At 57.3% G+C, this 15,979-nt stretch carries 17 protein-coding genes and 1 pseudogene; 11 read left to right on the top strand and 7 right to left on the bottom strand.

Annotated elements, in window-relative coordinates; all coding sequences use genetic code 11:
* Positions 1 to 559 precede the first annotated feature (559 nt).
* The 3 genes from ACIQXM_RS17895 to ACIQXM_RS17905 all read left to right on the top strand — a co-directional run bounded on the left by ACIQXM_RS17895 (position 560) and on the right by ACIQXM_RS17905 (position 3,651).
* Positions 560 to 871: a hypothetical protein gene (locus ACIQXM_RS17895; RefSeq protein ID WP_400934063.1), complete on the top strand. Its 312-nt coding sequence runs from the start codon at positions 560 to 562 to the stop codon at positions 869 to 871.
* Positions 872 to 984: 113 nt separating this feature from the next.
* Positions 985 to 1,668 (top strand): hypothetical protein, encoded by a 684-nt coding sequence (locus ACIQXM_RS17900; RefSeq protein ID WP_400934064.1) that lies wholly within the window; start codon positions 985 to 987, stop codon positions 1,666 to 1,668.
* A gap of 771 nt (positions 1,669 to 2,439) precedes the next feature.
* Positions 2,440 to 3,651 (top strand): IS110 family transposase, encoded by a 1,212-nt coding sequence (locus ACIQXM_RS17905; RefSeq protein WP_400934065.1) that lies wholly within the window; start codon positions 2,440 to 2,442, stop codon positions 3,649 to 3,651.
* 549 nt (positions 3,652 to 4,200) lie between these two features.
* Here ACIQXM_RS17905 and ACIQXM_RS17910 read toward each other — a convergent pair.
* The 4 genes from ACIQXM_RS17910 to ACIQXM_RS17925 all read right to left on the bottom strand — a co-directional run bounded on the left by ACIQXM_RS17910 (position 4,201) and on the right by ACIQXM_RS17925 (position 6,998).
* Positions 4,201 to 4,896 carry a hypothetical protein gene (locus ACIQXM_RS17910; RefSeq protein ID WP_400934067.1) on the bottom strand — a complete coding sequence of 232 codons (696 nt, stop codon included), beginning with the start codon at positions 4,894 to 4,896 and terminating at the stop codon, positions 4,201 to 4,203.
* A gap of 164 nt (positions 4,897 to 5,060) precedes the next feature.
* Positions 5,061 to 5,300, bottom strand: a complete 240-nt coding sequence (locus ACIQXM_RS17915; protein WP_400934068.1) for a helix-turn-helix domain-containing protein — start codon at positions 5,298 to 5,300, stop codon at positions 5,061 to 5,063.
* Positions 5,287 to 5,901, bottom strand: coding sequence for a DUF2975 domain-containing protein (locus tag ACIQXM_RS17920; protein ID WP_400934069.1), 615 nt, complete (start codon positions 5,899 to 5,901; stop codon positions 5,287 to 5,289). Before ACIQXM_RS17920 ends, ACIQXM_RS17915 begins: the two co-directional genes overlap by 14 nt.
* A 494-nt stretch (positions 5,902 to 6,395) precedes the next feature.
* Positions 6,396 to 6,998: a recombinase family protein gene (locus ACIQXM_RS17925; protein ID WP_400934071.1), complete on the bottom strand. Its 603-nt coding sequence runs from the start codon at positions 6,996 to 6,998 to the stop codon at positions 6,396 to 6,398.
* Positions 6,999 to 7,498: 500 nt separating this feature from the next.
* Here ACIQXM_RS17925 and ACIQXM_RS17930 point away from each other — a divergent pair, with 500 nt between their 5' ends.
* Both ACIQXM_RS17930 and ACIQXM_RS17935 read left to right on the top strand, forming a co-directional pair.
* On the top strand, positions 7,499 to 8,074 hold the full coding sequence (locus ACIQXM_RS17930) for a hypothetical protein (RefSeq protein ID WP_400934073.1): 576 nt from the start codon (positions 7,499 to 7,501) through the stop codon (positions 8,072 to 8,074).
* Positions 8,071 to 9,414 (top strand): hypothetical protein, encoded by a 1,344-nt coding sequence (locus ACIQXM_RS17935; protein WP_400934075.1) that lies wholly within the window; start codon positions 8,071 to 8,073, stop codon positions 9,412 to 9,414. Before ACIQXM_RS17930 ends, ACIQXM_RS17935 begins: the two co-directional genes overlap by 4 nt.
* Positions 9,415 to 9,490: 76 nt before the next feature.
* Here the strand turns inward: ACIQXM_RS17935 and ACIQXM_RS17940 are convergent, their stop codons facing one another.
* A complete protein-coding gene (locus ACIQXM_RS17940; protein ID WP_400934078.1) occupies positions 9,491 to 9,916 on the bottom strand; it encodes a hypothetical protein in 426 nt (141 codons plus the stop codon).
* Between ACIQXM_RS17940 and ACIQXM_RS17945 the strand changes: the two are divergent.
* The 3 genes and pseudogenes from ACIQXM_RS17945 to ACIQXM_RS17955 all read left to right on the top strand — a co-directional run.
* Positions 9,894 to 10,063, top strand: a pseudogene (locus ACIQXM_RS17945) (S-layer protein); the annotation flags it as partial. The gene ACIQXM_RS17940 and the pseudogene ACIQXM_RS17945 overlap by 23 nt on opposite strands.
* Positions 10,064 to 10,316: 253 nt before the next feature.
* A complete protein-coding gene (locus ACIQXM_RS17950; RefSeq protein ID WP_290168972.1) occupies positions 10,317 to 10,703 on the top strand; it encodes a hypothetical protein in 387 nt (128 codons plus the stop codon).
* On the top strand, positions 10,700 to 11,410 hold the full coding sequence (locus ACIQXM_RS17955) for an RES domain-containing protein (protein ID WP_400934081.1): 711 nt from the start codon (positions 10,700 to 10,702) through the stop codon (positions 11,408 to 11,410). The genes ACIQXM_RS17950 and ACIQXM_RS17955 overlap by 4 nt, the downstream gene beginning before the upstream one ends.
* Before the next feature lie 276 nt (positions 11,411 to 11,686).
* On the opposite strand, the gene ACIQXM_RS17960 is transcribed toward ACIQXM_RS17955, so the two are convergent.
* A complete protein-coding gene (locus tag ACIQXM_RS17960) occupies positions 11,687 to 12,013 on the bottom strand; it encodes an Lsr2 family protein (RefSeq protein WP_400934084.1) in 327 nt (108 codons plus the stop codon).
* A gap of 456 nt (positions 12,014 to 12,469) precedes the next feature.
* On the opposite strand from ACIQXM_RS17960, the gene ACIQXM_RS17965 reads away from it, so the two are divergent.
* The 3 genes from ACIQXM_RS17965 to ACIQXM_RS17975 all read left to right on the top strand — a co-directional run bounded on the left by ACIQXM_RS17965 (position 12,470) and on the right by ACIQXM_RS17975 (position 14,650).
* Complete coding sequence (locus ACIQXM_RS17965; RefSeq protein ID WP_400934086.1) at positions 12,470 to 12,733, top strand: hypothetical protein; 264 nt, start codon at positions 12,470 to 12,472, stop codon at positions 12,731 to 12,733.
* Between the two features lie 362 nt (positions 12,734 to 13,095).
* A complete protein-coding gene (locus ACIQXM_RS17970) occupies positions 13,096 to 13,941 on the top strand; it encodes a DUF4062 domain-containing protein (protein WP_400934089.1) in 846 nt (281 codons plus the stop codon).
* Positions 13,942 to 14,017: 76 nt separating this feature from the next.
* On the top strand, positions 14,018 to 14,650 hold the full coding sequence (locus ACIQXM_RS17975) for a Type 1 glutamine amidotransferase-like domain-containing protein (protein ID WP_400934090.1): 633 nt from the start codon (positions 14,018 to 14,020) through the stop codon (positions 14,648 to 14,650).
* 452 nt (positions 14,651 to 15,102) lie between these two features.
* Here the strand turns inward: ACIQXM_RS17975 and ACIQXM_RS17980 are convergent, their stop codons facing one another.
* On the bottom strand, positions 15,103 to 15,933 hold the full coding sequence (locus tag ACIQXM_RS17980; protein WP_400934092.1) for a hypothetical protein: 831 nt from the start codon (positions 15,931 to 15,933) through the stop codon (positions 15,103 to 15,105).
* Between the last annotated feature and the right edge of the window lie 46 nt (positions 15,934 to 15,979).

The raw sequence follows: 15,979 nt of genomic DNA on the forward strand, positions 1-15,979 counted from the left end.
CGCCGGGGCTCCGAATCGCTTGCCCCCATGCTTCTCGAGTAGTTCCGATCTTGAAAACAACCCGCCGCTTCGCGCCTGCATTTGAAAGACCGGCTGCGCCGTTCCGTTTCGGCCTGTGAGTGTACTGTCCGCCCTTCTCTTGGCAAGTCTCCGCCGGCGGCTTTCGCGGCATATCCTCACTCGCTTCGCTCGCTCCGGTATTCCACGCTCCGCCGACTCCAACCTGCCAATTCACTTCGCGGCCAAGTGTCAACGGCTGTGCCGAAAGGAACGGTGGCAGGGATCAAAAACAGGAGGACTCACCATGGCTCTTATCTCCCCCAAAAAGGTCGAACAGCAATACGGCGTCAGCACAGCTGACCTGGGCCGCTGGCGGAAGAAGGGACAGGGACCGGACTTCTACCGGATCTCACCCCGCGTTGTCCGTTACGGCACAGACGACTTGGACACCTGGTTCCACGACCCGGCCAACGAACACCTACACGGCTTCCCCTCCAGACCAGCGGCTGATCCGTGTTGTACTCGTCCCCAAATCGGCCGCGAAAGCTAGGCTGACCGCATGGCCAACATCAGCATCGAAAAGACACAGGAACAGGCACGCGCCCTGCTGGATTCACGCATCGAATCCGTGACGAACCTCGTCAGGGCACGGCAGCGGGTCGCTGACCTCAAAACCCAACTTGCCGAAGCAGAAAAGGAGGACAAACGCGCTTACATCCGCGCCACCAAAGACGGCTGGAGCCCTGACGAACTCAAGAAGCTCGGACTCGAAAGCTCTGCGGCCACCCGTCGCAGATCGGCAGCTCGAAAGCATGCCAACCAAGACACAGCGATACCGCCCACGGAGGTCCCTAAGACCAGCGAGGGATGATCCCCAACGGATGAGCACGTTTCCAGAGTCGGATGGAGGATCATCCAGTGTCTCCTGATACGGCATGCCTTCCGTACACTGATGTCTTCTGACACTGTGGGGATGGGGAAACGATGAATGACCAGGCTGTTATTGAACCGGGAGCGATCGGATATATCTTCCGGACTGACAACGATCACGACGGCTGGTCGTATATCGGCCAGAGCACCCGCCTAGATCCAGAACATGTCAACGGCTACTACGGCAGCGGTGTCAACATTCAGGAAGCCCTTGCCCAAAGTGGTCCGATAGGGCTTAGAAAAACAGTTCTGGCAACAGCGGCGAGCGAGTTGGAACTGCATTATCTTGAAATGCTTCAGATAGCGGAGGCACGGGCCGCTGGATCGGTTCTTCTCAACGGCGACCTGGGCGGTCCGCGTCCCTTCCCCTCGTTTCAGGTACTCCTGTGGGAAGAAGCACCACAGGTAATGGGTGACATCAGAGATGCTGCTAAATTCCATCGGGCCCTGGCAAAGAACCGCAGAAAGGTTGAGGCGGCTATTCAACGGGCAATCGTTATCCTGCCGGACGAGTTCTACGAGGGGTATGAGCGCGATCTGCTGGTGACAATGGATTTGTCCCATGACTGTCCCTCATGCGGGTCATCGGCCGGCGAGGTATGTCGCACCAACGCTAAATCCCCGGCACCGCCGCATAACCCCACCAAAAACCATGCAAAGAGGCCTCGCAGCACCGAACGGTTACCAGTAGACACCGGCCATCCTGGTAGCCGGTTAACGATCGTAAAGCGAACATAAATCATCAGGGATATGGTCGGTGGTATGAACCATACTGTTCGTCCTGCGACTGCAGGGGATCTTCCCCAAGCATCCCGCACACTTGCTCTCGCATTCGATTCCTACCCCTGGACCGGGTGGTCCATCCCGGCGGATCATTACGAGGCGCGGCTAGAGGAACTGCAGTCCCTCTACTTGAAGCATGCTCTGTGCCACGGACTCGTGTTGGTCGACGACGAGGTACGAGGGGTAGGGGTGGTTGGGGGCCCAACCCGGGGCCTTCCTTCCGCCTGGCACCCCTGAGCCAGGAGAAGACACACAAGCATTTATTACGGAATTACTGGGCGACCGGCTAGAGAGCATCATGGGTCTGCAGCTTCCGAGTCTCCCCACAGCTTGTGAGGTTGAGCGTCCCCCTGCCCCCCTGCCTAGGGAGGCTCTACTTTCGAACAGAAACGCCGCCGCGACATGTACCGACTCCGAGGCGTAACGGATCGCCTCACAGCTGCAGATACCCCGCAGAATACATCTGGGTGCGCCTAGCATCCCCGTTACCTTTTTCGTAGTCCGTTTCTGATGCAGGATATGGGTGTGTTGGCCGGTCGGTTCCGGCATGGTTTTTGCCCCCAGTCATCCATGATCCGGGGGGGGTGTTGCCACCGGAACCGACTTGGCGGCCGGTGGATCGCTAATAGAGGCACGACCAACGAAGCCATTCGTAACGTGGATGCGACTTCCTGCCGCCCTGACCAGCCAACACGTCAGTCTCAGCACGAGCTACCGGGGGTAATCATGATCTTGGAGCAAGAGGGCATCGACGTTTTCCTTGGCCTGGACGTCGGCAAGACCGGCCACCACGCCGTGGCTCTGAACCGGGCAGGGAAGAAGCTCTACGACAAAGCCCTGCCTCAGGACGAAACCAAAATCCGCGACATCATCAGCGCGCTCTCTTCTCACGGGAAGGTACTGGTCGTCGTGGACCAGCCCGCGACCATCGGAGCGCTGCCCGTCGCGGTGGCCCGCGCAGCAGGAGCAACGGTGGGCTACCTGCCCGGTTTGGCGATGCGCAGGATCGCGGACCTGCACCCGGGCCAGGCGAAAACCGATGCCCGGGACGCGGCCATCATCGCCGAAGCCGCCCGTTCCATGCCGCATACCCTGCGCTCCGTGGAACTGGACGATGAAACCCTGGCCGAGCTGGGGGTGCTCTGCGGGTTCGATGATGACCTCACCGGTCAGATCACCGCAACGTCGAACCGGATCCGCGGGCTCCTCACCCAAATCCATCCCGCCCTGGAACGGGCTCTGGGCCCGCACCTGGACCACCCGGCGGTGGCGGACCTCCTCACCCGTTATCCCACACCGCAGGCGTTGAAGACCGCCGGCCGCGGACATGTGAAAGCACGATTGAAGAAGCATGCGCCGCGGGCCGCTGAGCGGCTCACCGACGCCATCTTCACCGCCCTGAGCCAGCAAACCGTCGTGGTGGTAGGCACCGGCGCTGCCGGGATCGTGTTGCCGAAACTGGCTGAGCAGCTCCTGGCGTTGAGCCGGCAACGCGATGAGATCGCGGCCCAGGTCGAAGCCCTGGTGGAGGCCCACCCTCTTTACGAGGTCCTGACCTCGATGCCCGGCATCGGCGTCTGGACCTGCGCGCGAATCCTCACCGAAGTCACCGGCAAACACTTTGCCTCCGCCGCCCATCTGACCTCATACGCCGGGATCGCCCCGGTCACCCGTCGCTCGGGAACTTCGATCTGGGGTGAACATCCGAGCCGGCGGGGCAACAAGAAACTCAAGCGAGCCTTGTTCCTCTCGGCCTTCGCCGCCCTGCATCATCCACCGTCCAGAGCGTATTACGACCGCAAACGCGCGGAAGGTAAACGGCACAGCCAAGCGATCATTGCTCTGGCTCGGCGTCGTTCCGACGTTCTCTTCGCCATGCTCCGCGACGGAACCCTTTACGAGGACCCGGCACCAAAGAACCTGCCCTCAGCGGCTTGACGAAAACCATAAAGGCCCCCTCCGCCGAAACGATAACGGCAGCGGGCCACTGTCTACGCATCCGTCCGTGCCCGCCCACAGGAAAAACCCGATTGTCCCTTCACGCCACAATCTGACGCCCAACCCCATGACATCCAGAGACAGACGCAGCTACTTCGTACAGAAGAACGCTGCCCGCCGATCACGGCGGCCATTAGTGGCAACCATCGCTATCCCGAACGCCACCTCCCAAAAACAATCGAGGCAAAGTACGCTGATCAGCCCCACGGCATCTAGGGACAACAGCTTATGGATCCGGAGTCCCCGCCACCCCCGCGCTGAGGGGACGGCACAAAACCCAACCACACAGGCAACCCGCAGCGGTGAAGAATAACTTGATATGCAAGAGGCCGGGCCGGCGATGCCGGCGGCGAGCATCCTCACCGTACTACCCTCAGAGGGGAAGAAAATCACAACCACGCAATCGTTGAATCGTTGTCCTTGCCTGGCGAACCCGCAGACGAAGAGGAGGTACGACCATCACTGGCCGTACCTCCTCTAATACAGGTCTTAGTTGTTAACGCTATTGTAAATCGTTGCTGAAGCCCCTGAAATCTTGAGCTGCACATTATTTGTAACCGTGCCGCCCCAAGTTAGTCCGTAGTTCATCTGGGCCAACGCTGGCACGGCATCTGTGCCAGTCGATCGGACAATCCCGTGCCAAGCGTACGAACAGGAGAACGGCTTCATGCACTGGACCGTAGGGGCCCACACATCCACTATTTTGCCGTAATTTGCAGAACGAATGAAGGTCGTAGTGAATCCTGCAGTGGCCCACCCATTGCCGTCAGTGGCATTGCAGTTATTGTACTGCGCTCCTCCGGGGAACGAAGATGTACTGCACATCGTGATTCCACGCGCATTAATCCCAGGAGTACCAGTCATAACCTCTGCGACACGGATCGAACCATCTTCAAATGTCGATACTGTGCTAATAGATTTATCAGTTTCAATTTCCCTTGAAGACACGGGCTCTGCTCCCCCGAATGAGTCCCACAGAACTCCATCTTCTATTTTTTTCCAAAGCTGAATCTGCACGGAGTCTGCGACTCCATACTTATCCATGTATTCACCCAACTGATCCTTGGTCTCTTCCGTGATAGGAGCTGGTGTGGGCGTAGATGTGACTGCATTCGCTGGTGCCGCTGCCGGCAGCAATAGTGCCAAGGCTCCCAGAGCAACAAGCAACCTATTTTTTCGTCTCATGATATATTCCCCCAATTTTTGGGCCGCGAGTGACGGCCAAAGAACCCAATATCGTGCTATAGCACGACTATGAAAATCTGAGTGGATCGTGCATCAGCGTCCAGACCTACGAGGGCATCCTGCAGATTTCGTTACCTTACTGTGATTTTCGGAATGCACGAGGTTCATTTGGGCAGAATCGAGAAAAGCTCTCCAGGTGTGACACTGATTGCGTCGCAAACTGCTGTGAGCGTAGTGAATCTGACCGCTCGCGCCTTGTTCGTTTTTAGAATCGACAGATTTGCTAGTGTGATGCCGGTGATACGGGAGAGCTCCGTAAGAGTCATGCCGTGGAGATCTAGAACTTCGTCAAGATGACAACGAACTCTGGATTCTTTCCCTTCTTGAAGGCTAGACAAGGCCATCGAGTTCCTCGCTGTTCCTCTTTCCCTGACGAAAAGCGTGTGAAATTGTTAGGCATACTGCTCCTACGCACAGCAGCCGGAGATCAACACGCGGAGCCTCTAGATTCAAAACCCGAACTGGCGCTTCACCCATTATCGTGTTCGCGAAAGTTACGATCGCCAAGGCATCGAAAAGAAAAAATAGAACCGCCCCCAAAATTAAGCTGACCCCAATTCTCACCCAAGCTTCGACACTCGATTTACTGAATACTTCTCCAGATACAATGCCGCGAAGAATGCGCCCTGTATAAAAAATCACTATGGCGAATACTACGATCAAGACGAAATCTGGCACAAGAGATAGAAGCCGTAGACTGAGGGGTAGGTCCAAAACCACAGGGACTTCTCCAGGGGTCGGATCAATTGACGTTATCTGCGGAATCCGGCTTAGCGGAACCAACGGTGAAAGATCCGGCGAATTATAGAGGTATTTACCACCAATTATGAACCATGAGTTCCAGAGGAACACTCCTACTGCAGATATAAATGCGACTAAGATCAACAGCGTTACAGGTCGGCTTCTGACGTTGACCGTAGATGTAGTAAGTGAATCAGATTTCACAATCAGCTCCTTATCGATTACCGATGCGTAATCTCAATATACACACACCAGTCCCTTCTGGCCATCGACAATGCTTCAACATTTTCGGAGTATTCCGTTCTGCTTCACTTAGCCCAAATTTGAAGGAGCACGGCCGAGGTACCCCTAGGTGTGTCGCGAGGTGAACTTTCCTCTACGAGCCCAACCAGGCAAAGGCAGCAACCTACAGTTACGACGCCTGGGGCAACACCACCCAAGGCAGGAGCTCAAGCCGGCAACAACCCCTACCAGTACGTCTCCGGACACAAGGATGCGGCTACCGGCTACACAAAGTTCGGCGCGCGTTACTACAACCCAGCCATCTGGCGATTCACACAACTGGCCCCCTCCGGCCAAGACCCGAGAGCGCGCTTTTCAAGAGGCCGATGCTTTCAGGAGTAAACACCCTCTCCCCGCACAACAGCGACCGGCGCCGCTGATCTCGAAGTTTTGTCGGGATAAGCCGGGCCGACGCTTCAGAGCTTTGCCATCCACTCGCTGGCGTCGAGTTCCGCCATTCTCCGGTACAGGGTGGCCCGGGACATGCCCAGATCCCTGGCCACGTGGGTGGCCGGTTCCCCAGCCTCGATGAGACGGCGGGCGTTGCGGATCTGGGAGTCGCTGAACTGCCGGCGCCGCCCACCGAGATCCTTTCCCGCTGCACGACGTTTGGAGACACTGTCGTTAATTCGTTCACGTTTGATCTCCAGCTCCATCTGCGCCAAAGCAGCCATCACGGTAAAGACCATGGAGCCCATCGGCGTACCCGTGTCCACATTCCCGCCGCCCAGATTCAGCACCAGCAGGTTGATGCCCCTCCCCCGCAGTTCCTCGGAGAGTCCCAGCATGTTAACGGTCGACCGGCCCAGACGATCCAGAGTCGTGATGACTAGGGTGTCACCCCCATGCAGTGCATCCAGTGCCCGATTAAATGCAGGCCTTGACGCCCGTGCACCACTGACTCCATGGTCGGTATACAGGTCGTCCCGGCGGACACCCGCGGCGAGCAGGTCCCCGATCTGGCGGTCCGCATCCTGAGCTTTGGTGGAGACCCGGGCATAACCGATCAGTTTTCCCATGTAAGTCCCGTAAGTGTCTCGCAAGCAGTCTTCATGTCAGAAAAGCTAGCAGGTACTTGCGACACACGGTGACAAGACATCCGCCACACTGAATCTCTGCGGCTGCATTACTGTCTCAGTCCCATGTCTTCCAACTCATGGGTTACAAGACGCGCTTCAGTGAGGCAATACTCTTCCTATCCTTCTCAAATGAAGGATGGGGCGTGCTGTCACCACGTTAGGTTGGTGACATGGGAGATTTATAAGCTGGCGGCAACGTACCGCTGGTTCCTACGTTGGGCGCCCTGCCGCAAAGGGGAGCGGATATAGGAACCGGCATCACAGCCAATGTCGATGGCTCGGACCGTCCAGCCCCCCTCGCCACCGGGTTACCGAGCGATAGAGCCATTGGCTCATAGCGGCCGGCCCGCAGCGACAAAGCCGAACTTTGCGTGCGGCTAAGACTGTGGGTCGCCTGTCAATGAGGCATGCCGGTCCTAGCCGACCGTATGATCTAGATCATGCCCGCAGAAGAAAACCATGAACTGGGTCGCGATGGAGTGTTCCTCTTTAAGCGATGGCTTGAAGCCACCACATACCTAGACCTTCCATGGAATGCCTACGGATCCGGAGCTCTCTGCGAGATCAAACACATGGACGGCGTCAAGGAATACGATTTGGCTGGGATGTTCCTAACCGACGGCATGCCCCCCGTCGTGGTGGAGTGTAAGCGGTACAAATACGTGGGGGGCCAGGCTGCCGAGTTCGAGGAGTTCCTAGCGATCGCCTACGGTAGCTCCGTTTGGGATCGGACAAATGGCATGCGGGAAAAAAACAGAAACTTTATTTGGGCGACAACGCACCCGTTCGGGCAGAGCAACTGGTCACAGCTCACCACAGCGTCGAACATCGAAGCAGCCGTTGGGAAACATAGTCGGTATGCCGGAGATGATCCATTTGACTCCAGTCTGGCAGAATCCCTCTCCCAGAGAATTTGGCTCTTGGTCTTGAGTGAGAAACAAGAACAGATAATGCTCACTCCGAAGGAAGTACTGAAGGTCTGGAAAGTACTGAAAAGGAAGCAGGATCAGTCATGAACGATTTTAGGGCTGCCCTCGCAGCAGCGAGAGACACACGAGATCCTGAAGACTACGTCAAGAGGGTCAAGAGTGTGGTCCATACTGAGATCTCACTCATTGACCCCGATGCTGTTGTTGAAGACACCAAGTATTTCGGCCATAGCGCTATTCCAGACTTCGTTGTCACTTGGCGACGCGAGAAGAACCAGCGATCCATATTCCTTCGTGACAATTTGATGAACGTAGTAGCAGCTCGCGACACAGAGTTCATACCTGAAGAAGCCCCTGCGGTGCTGACTCTGGACGATGAGCCGCTGCAGAGCACCTACAAGCAGCAGCTCAACGTACAGATGGAGTCACGCCCCGACGCTCTCGTCACATCAGCGTCGACCTTCGACGTCCTGGATGACACAGACGATCGCGAATCACCGGTTGCTGAGCTAGTTAGATCCCAATTTATAAAGGGCGCCAAGGGATGGGTCGATTCATCAGATGCTAAGGTGCTGCTCGGTGCTGGGACACGGGACGGATCCACAGATGCGGCGACCATTGAAGCTGCAGTGACAAAACATTTCCGTTCCGACGCTGCACACCGAATTGGGCGAGCCGCTCAACTTCTAGGGATGGCTTCAAGCCCTATTTGGACCGAAGACATGGAAGAGAACGAATTATTCAACGGTTCTTTAGACGAAGGTGAACTCCGGACGCTTCTTCCATGGGTTCTAAAATCGGAAGTTCTGCCCGACCCGCAGTTCTGGAAAAAACTTGGATCAATGTTCACACTTCGTGACCTCGAAAAGCTCTACTCTGAGCTAAGTGGATATGACCTTACCGCCCTCGTAGAAGCAAACAAGAATAATTGGGCTGCAACGAGAGCCTATGCCGGTTTACATATCCCTGATGACTACGAACACAGTGATCAGGTCACGGAGGGCAGCTGGTCATTCTTTGGCCGTGTTCTCGGACGCGCTATGCCTGAAGTTGGGTCACGCATCCATGTTGCCTATCAAGGAAATAAGTTGCACGGACGGCAATCCGCAACTTCAACGACTTGGGACCATCTCGAGCCTGCCCTCATGCCGTACAGACTCGTCCGAGTAGAACTTAAAGGGCTTCGTCGTTCAATCACAGTGAACGCTGAAGAATCAGACGACATCAGACAAGACATCTCAGAGATAGCCAGCTCCCTGGAAGACACGTATTACGTTCAGTCAGTTACCGTGAGGACTGACTCCATAAGCGAGGAAAGCGTTGATACTCAGATCGACTTCGGTAAGTCTCTCGCTGTCAGCACCGGCGATGCTGTGCTTGAGGACCTCACCAAGGCCGTTCAAGACCTCCTGATTCGGAGTATTTAACCGATCCGACCGCCATGTAGACCGCCCAGGGAGTTCAGGGACCTTAGGTCCTGATCCGCCAAACATCAGCTCCTTGTCACTGTTCCGTGCTGCGTGGCCTCTTGGCGTGGTTTTTGGACGGATTATGCGGCAGAGTCAGCGAATTGGCATTGGTACGGCACACCGCGCCGGCCGGCGATCCGCAGGAGGGAGAGTCATGGGAAAGGTCCATTGTCTGGAGCAGGTCGCGTTCGTATCCCTCGTAGAATTCATCCGGAGTGATGCCCATCGCACGTTCAATGGCTGCCTCAACCTTTGCGCGGTTCTTCACCGGCGCCAGGTGGAATTTAGCAGCATCTCCGGCGGCACCCATCACCTGCGGAGCTTCGTCCCACAGGAGCAGCTGAAATGACGGAAAGGGCCGCGGGCCGCCGCAGTCCCCGTTGAGAAGAAGCGATCCAGCAGCTCGCGCCGCCGCTATCTGAAGCATCTCCAAATAATCACCGTTCGCAGATGTGTCCACCGGGCAGCAGTTCTACAAGAAATGGCTTGGATGGCAGATCAGGGCATTTCTACCGGCTGGACCGAACGCAACGGCACCCGTACCTACCGCCCGCTGCAGTCGATCAACCGGGACGCGATGGCAGCCTTCCTCTACCGCGCAGCAGGCTAGGGCGTATAAGAGCCTAGGGTATCCAAGGGCGCCGAGCTCTTGGATACCCTAGGCCACCCAAGGCAAAACCCGCTGACTACGGGGTCACCAGCACTCCGCGTCTTTGGTTTTCACTCCGACACAGCTAGGTCTTTGGTTTCACTCCGGCACAGCTAGGCAGTGTCACCCAAGCGTTTCGGTATGGGATTCAGGGTGGGATCAGCCTTGGTATCAGCTTGCGATCGCGTGGGATCCGGGAGATGATCAGGCTATGAGCCAGACAGCATCTCCGGGCATCCGCGCCTACCGCGACTCCATCAACCTCGAGGTTGCCCCCCTGGTCGCTGAGCTCCGCGACATGCTCGGCGCCAAACTTGTTGCCTACCTGGCAGGAGTCGGAGAAACCCGGGCGGTCCGCCAGTGGGCTGAAGGCACCCGCAGGATGCCTTCCGAAACCGAGGCCCGGCTACGGCTGGCGTACCACGTGGCCGGCATCATCCTGGAGTCCAACGGCCCCCGGATCGCCCAGACCTGGTTTCAGGGCATGAACCCTCAGTTGGAGGACCGCTCCCCCGCGCGTCTGATCCGGGAAACCAACCCGGATCAAAGCGGCCCTGAAGTTCTGGCTGCGGCCCGCGCGTTCGCCCGCCTGGGATGAAGTTCTCAGACCTGGATCAGCGTGTCTGGCGTGTGGGCTTCCTTCCCCAGCCCTGGGAATGGTCGGACTGGCGGTGGGCCGGCCCGGACGGACGGTTCAACGGCCGCTGGGACCCCCTTGACCATGGCCTCTACCGTACGGTGTACGCCGCGGACTCGCTCCTGGCGTGTCTGGTGGAGCTTCTGGCACCGCACCGGCCCGATCCTTACCTGGTGGCCGAGATCGATGACATCGTTGAAGATGACGCTGATGCCGAACAGTTCCCCAGCGCGCGTCCCGGGGAACTGGACATTGACCAGTGGCTGGTGAACCGGGTTGCCGGCACAGCTCGTCTGACGGGCCGCTTCGTTGATATCACCGCCGCAGAAACAGTCGCAGCCCTTCATCCGCTGTTTAAAGGCAAAGCTTTGGCCTACAACCTGAAGGACTTCGACGCCGCTGCGCTGAAGAACGCGGAAAACCGGCTGCTCACCCAGGAGGTTTCCCAGTTCCTGTGGACCCGGAAAAACGCTGACGGCGCCGATTTCTGCGACGGAATCCAGTTCCGGTCCCGGCACGGTGATGATCTGCTGCTCTGGGCCGTCTATGAGCGCGACACCGACGGGCAGACCAGCGCACACATTACCGGCATTGAACTCGCAGATCTCAATTCCGACACCCCCGAACTCCGTGCTGCCCTGTCCTTGCTGGGGCTCTCCTCCCGCTAAACGCCCGGCCTGATGCAAGGTAAGAGAGACGAATGACGGCGTGTTGCCGGCGAACCATGTTCACCGGCAATATCAGGGATACGCTCTGAAATGCGAAGTGATTGTCGCCCTCTCCCAGAGGTGTGCACTTCGCAGCGGGTTGTGGAACAGCTGGAACTGCTCGCAGCCCGCTGTGCGGGCCTGGCTGTCTGCTATTTATGCCCCGGCAGCAGCCGGGCCCGCACATCATTCCGGACTGAAGAAGTCGCGCCCACCCGTTTACCAAGCCCTGCCTGTTTACGCGTTGGCCGCCTGGTACGCCTCCATGATGTTCTTGCTGATTCGTCCGCGACTGCTGGGACCGTAACCGTTCTTTTCAGCCCATTCACGGATCCGATGCGTTTCGTCCCGTGCGGAGGTCTTGGGCCGCCGCTGAGCGGCTGACCGTCCGCGGACTTTTCGTCCCTTTTCCACATAGAAACCCAACTCGTCGCGCAGCTGACGGGCGTTCTGTGCTGTGAGGTCTATTTCGTACATGACACCATCCAGACCGAAGGTGATGGTCTCTGCGGCTTCTTCGCCGGTGATGTCATCAAGAAGCTGTACCTGTACACGCTGTGCCATATTGATCACCTAAGTATTTGAGGGAATAAACGTCGGACCTGGAATTTCGCTCCCCCAGCGAGGCCAACCACTCATTCTAGTCTGTCACCGGCATTCGGCTATGCTCCCGGGGGCTAGTGGGCTCGGCCGCCGACCATTCGTCCAGCGATTGTCCTTGGTCGGGAGGGTGCACGAAACTCACCCTGCGTGCACTATTCGTTCACACATGATTCGTTCCGCCTTCCGTTCATCTCAGCGCGCAGAAAGTCCCCCCTTAAGTTGAGTCACAAACACCGCTCTTCTGCGCTACTCCGATACTTAGATCCATACTGTCGCGTGCACGAATACGATCGTATTCGTGCACGCGCTACTGCTCAGCTCGTGTCGGTGACTTCAACGAGATACCCGTCATACGCTTAGCCCATGGGCACGACAAGCAATCCTCCTAACCCCGCACGCTTACGCTATGCGAAGGCCATGAAAGTCCTCATCTTTGTGTGCTGGGGGCTGATGCTGTTTGGTCTTATCGCGGTTCTCGCCGCAGGGCATACCGGGCCTTCGGATATTGCTCTTGTTGGAGCGATAGCCTGTCTGGCCGGCATATTCTTCATCCTCTATCAGTCCATGCACCGATTTGGACTGGGTCAGCACCACTTTATTGAGGGAAAGCGTCTAACCCTGCTTTTCGTGCTGATTGGCGTCTCCATAGGGTTGGAGTTCCTGAGCATTGGCTTGGACTGATTGATCTGCAACCGCCAGCGACTCCGCACAAAAAGTAGCTGCTGGGTACAGCAGCTGAGTTCCCGTCCAAGAGGCCGGCGGCTTGGGTTCCCAGCAGGACCTTTCTCCAGCGGGCACCTCTCGTATTCGTGCCCGCCCAGGCATCAGCGCTGACGTGTAGTTGCATGCACCCAGCTGTAGCGTTCGGGCCACCTCACCGCGCATCCTTGCTGGCGAGGCATACGCAAATCTGCGGCGCAACATCGACATAGCTATGTCCGCGTAGGGGAAGCGGTGGACGCGCGTCCCGCTGAAGGACCGGCTTACGGAACTGGACTATCTGTATGTCCAAAACTGTCGGACGTATCCACTAAAGTCATGGCATGCCTACCATCGTCACTGCACTCCAAGTAATGATTGCTTCACCGTCGGATGTTTCGGAGGCGCGTGAGGCCGTGTACACGGCACTGGCCCGCTGGAACGAAGCGAATACCGCGAACCGTAAAGTCGCTTTGATTGCCAGTCGGTGGGAAACGGGTGCGGTACCGATGCTGGGCGACCACCCGCAGGCACTTATCAATAAGCAACTGGTTTCCAAGGCTGATATCGTAATCGCGCTCTTCGGTAGCCGTATGGGGCAAGCCACGCCGTCGGCAGTTTCCGGATCAGCCGAGGAAATTTCTGAGGCCGAAGCTGCGGGCAAGCCCGTCCACCTCTATTTTTCAACAGCACCCCACGCAAATGATGTAGATCCAGAACAGCTGCAGGCGCTTCGCGACTTCCAAAGGGAAGTTGAAACGCGAGGACTCTACGGCACTTTCAACAGTCCCCAGGAGCTCACTGCACACGTGTGGCAAGCGATCGAACACGACCTTCAACGGCTTGAACTAACGGCCGAGGAAAGCACGAAGCAGGCACCCGGCGTCGACTTCCTAGCGCAACCGGGCGAAGAACGTTTGCCTAAAACGGACTCGAAAGGTCGCCTTAAGCACGAAACCAAGCGATGGATCGACCTTATGAATAGGGGTGGTTCAGACGCAGAGAACGTGGTGATTGAGCCCGCGGCCGAAGGCATCTTCTTGGGTGGCCCGAGTTCACCGACCATCATCCATGCCGGCCAGTCCAGGAGAATTCCGCTCATATTGACTATGAGTTCCAATGATCCCGTCATCAGGGTGACCTGGACAGAAGCTGGTAAGCCCATGGAGCGAATCTTGCACGTCGGATAGATGTGTCGTGGACGATCCCTTACCGAACACGCGAGTCTGACCGACCTCCACGCGCGAAAGTCGGGATAATGCCTGGATGCGTCTTTATCTGTCGTCCTACCAGCTCGGCGACCATCCTGAAGTGTTTACAGGACTGGTCGGTGGAAGAGGGCGTGGGTGGGTCATCATGAACGCCTTCGACGGGGCCGATCTTGGGACGCGGCGGCTAGAGACTGAACGCCAGATTAAGAATCTCGCGGACGTCGGGCTGGCAGCGCGTGAGCTCGATCTTCGGGGGCACGACTCTGTGAGTCTGGCAGCCAAGATTGGCCAACCGGACTTCCTTTGGGTCCGGGGCGGCAACGTCTTCACGCTCCGGGCGGCTCTAGCGCAATCGGGGGCCGACAATCTCATTACGGATCGCCTCGAGGCAGACGCCCTGGTCTATGCCGGCTTCAGCGCCGGAGGCTGCGTCCTCGCCCCGAGCCTGTTGGGCCTCGAAGAGTGCGACTCAACCGAGGATGCCCTGTCCACGTACGGAGCCGTTCAATTTGACGGTCTCGGCATCCTGGATCGGCCCTTCGTCCCCCACCTCGATTCTCCGGAACATCCCGAGCGCGAGGCCTTAACACGGGTGGCTGCTGCTTACTCCCGGGCGGACGAGCCCTACTGGGGTCTGCGCGATGGTCAAGCGTTAGTGGTCGACGGCAGCAGTGTTTCGCTTCGATAAGGGGTGTGAACGACGTCTGATAGGCCGATCCTGACCGGGACGCCTTCCGAGCTTCCCCTTGGCAATCGGACACGGATAACGAGACAGGTTCTCCTGGCGTGTCCCATCTCAGTCCCCGGTGTCTCCAATTCCATCGTTTACGGTCGCTGGCCATGATCTGCCAATGGGACCGGACCTACCCTTCTCTGTCGGCGACAACGGGGATATCAGTCCGGGGCTGGTCACCGAAAAACCGCCCAAAGCGCAGGTCTGTTGGGTAGTGTATAGTCATAGATGTTCATAGGAGTGCATGGCTTTGGGCCACGTTGGTTCGCGACTGAGCACTTCACAGAACCGGGTTGTTCCGGGTTCGAGTCCCGGCGGTCTCCTATGGAGGTTGTAGCTTAACGGGTAAAGCAACCGGCTGTTGTTGACGGAGGAGTTGGGTCTAAGGATCCAACTCCTCCGTCGTTTTAAGGTATACCGGCTCTCGCCTTAGCTGCCTCTAGATCTTGGACTGTGAGTTTCAGAGGTCCGTAGTACATTCTTGTCTGCCCGTACAGTTGCTTGTTTTGCTGGTCCTTGTTGCCAAGACCCCGTGTCTCAAGCCAATCGGCAACGGCGATGTCTGCCCACGTGCTCCTCGGAAGAGTCTGTTGGAGTATGGAATTAGCTTCTTCCGCCAAACGTTTGGTGATGGCTAAGATTCCAATCAGCTCAGGGAGGTTAAGGGCTACTTTATCGCCCAAGCCGTAGGTTGGAAATGCCGTCTTCGTGACCAAGGTCCAAACTTCGCGGGTGGGCGGCTCAGCCGTACTAGCTGCATCCACAAGCGCTTTGTTTGCTTTGCCGCCACTATGAATATGGGTATTCCTTGCCGTCCGAATCAAATGAAATAGGCTCAGCGTCTCTGGAGTGAAACTACTCCCGGTCGCAGACTCAAATTTTTCATGGACGTTCGCGGCCTTCGCTCCGGACACGAGGTTTCCCACTCCGGGGACATTCCCCTGGAGGATCTCAAGCATTCCCACCAAGAGATGCTCTTGCAGTGCCATCACCTGCGGAACGGCCAGAACGCCCAGTAGTTCTTCAGCGTCCTCAAGGACTTCCCTCGCCTTCTCTGTTGTCAGGTTGAACCGGCGGATGTGCTCGACGCCGGGAAATATCTCGCTCATGAGGAGTTTCGAGCCTTCGGTGAGCATCAGAGTTTGAGATGCGAGTTTTGAGCCCGCTAAGAGGCCCATCATCGTGTCGTTTGTCTGTACACGTTGGCGCTGATGCTCTCTATATGCGAGATATTGCACTGTTCCCATGATCTGATAATTGCACATGCCGACATTATGTAATCAC

Source organism: Arthrobacter sp. NPDC097144 (assembly GCF_044762205.1).
In the GTDB taxonomy this organism is placed as follows: Bacteria; Actinomycetota; Actinomycetes; order Actinomycetales; family Micrococcaceae; genus Arthrobacter_B.

Excerpts from the sequence above, each read along its gene's own strand:
- ACIQXM_RS17975 (WP_400934090.1), top strand. The coding sequence starts at position 14,018 with ATGCGTCTTTATCTGTCGTCCTACCAGCTCGGCGACCATCCTGAAGTG.
- ACIQXM_RS17970 (WP_400934089.1), top strand. The coding sequence starts at position 13,096 with ATGCCTACCATCGTCACTGCACTCCAAGTAATGATTGCTTCACCGTCG.
- ACIQXM_RS17935 (WP_400934075.1), top strand. The coding sequence starts at position 8,071 with ATGAACGATTTTAGGGCTGCCCTCGCAGCAGCGAGAGACACACGAGAT.
- ACIQXM_RS17950 (WP_290168972.1), top strand. The coding sequence starts at position 10,317 with ATGAGCCAGACAGCATCTCCGGGCATCCGCGCCTACCGCGACTCCATC.
- ACIQXM_RS17895 (WP_400934063.1), top strand. The coding sequence starts at position 560 with ATGGCCAACATCAGCATCGAAAAGACACAGGAACAGGCACGCGCCCTG.
- ACIQXM_RS17925 (WP_400934071.1), bottom strand. The coding sequence starts at position 6,998 with ATGGGAAAACTGATCGGTTATGCCCGGGTCTCCACCAAAGCTCAGGAT.
- ACIQXM_RS17955 (WP_400934081.1), top strand. The coding sequence starts at position 10,700 with ATGAAGTTCTCAGACCTGGATCAGCGTGTCTGGCGTGTGGGCTTCCTT.
- ACIQXM_RS17915 (WP_400934068.1), bottom strand. The coding sequence starts at position 5,300 with ATGGCCTTGTCTAGCCTTCAAGAAGGGAAAGAATCCAGAGTTCGTTGT.
- ACIQXM_RS17930 (WP_400934073.1), top strand. The coding sequence starts at position 7,499 with ATGCCCGCAGAAGAAAACCATGAACTGGGTCGCGATGGAGTGTTCCTC.
- ACIQXM_RS17905 (WP_400934065.1), top strand. The coding sequence starts at position 2,440 with ATGATCTTGGAGCAAGAGGGCATCGACGTTTTCCTTGGCCTGGACGTC.
- ACIQXM_RS17900 (WP_400934064.1), top strand. The coding sequence starts at position 985 with ATGAATGACCAGGCTGTTATTGAACCGGGAGCGATCGGATATATCTTC.
- ACIQXM_RS17965 (WP_400934086.1), top strand. The coding sequence starts at position 12,470 with ATGAAAGTCCTCATCTTTGTGTGCTGGGGGCTGATGCTGTTTGGTCTT.
- ACIQXM_RS17910 (WP_400934067.1), bottom strand. The coding sequence starts at position 4,896 with ATGAGACGAAAAAATAGGTTGCTTGTTGCTCTGGGAGCCTTGGCACTA.
- ACIQXM_RS17960 (WP_400934084.1), bottom strand. The coding sequence starts at position 12,013 with ATGGCACAGCGTGTACAGGTACAGCTTCTTGATGACATCACCGGCGAA.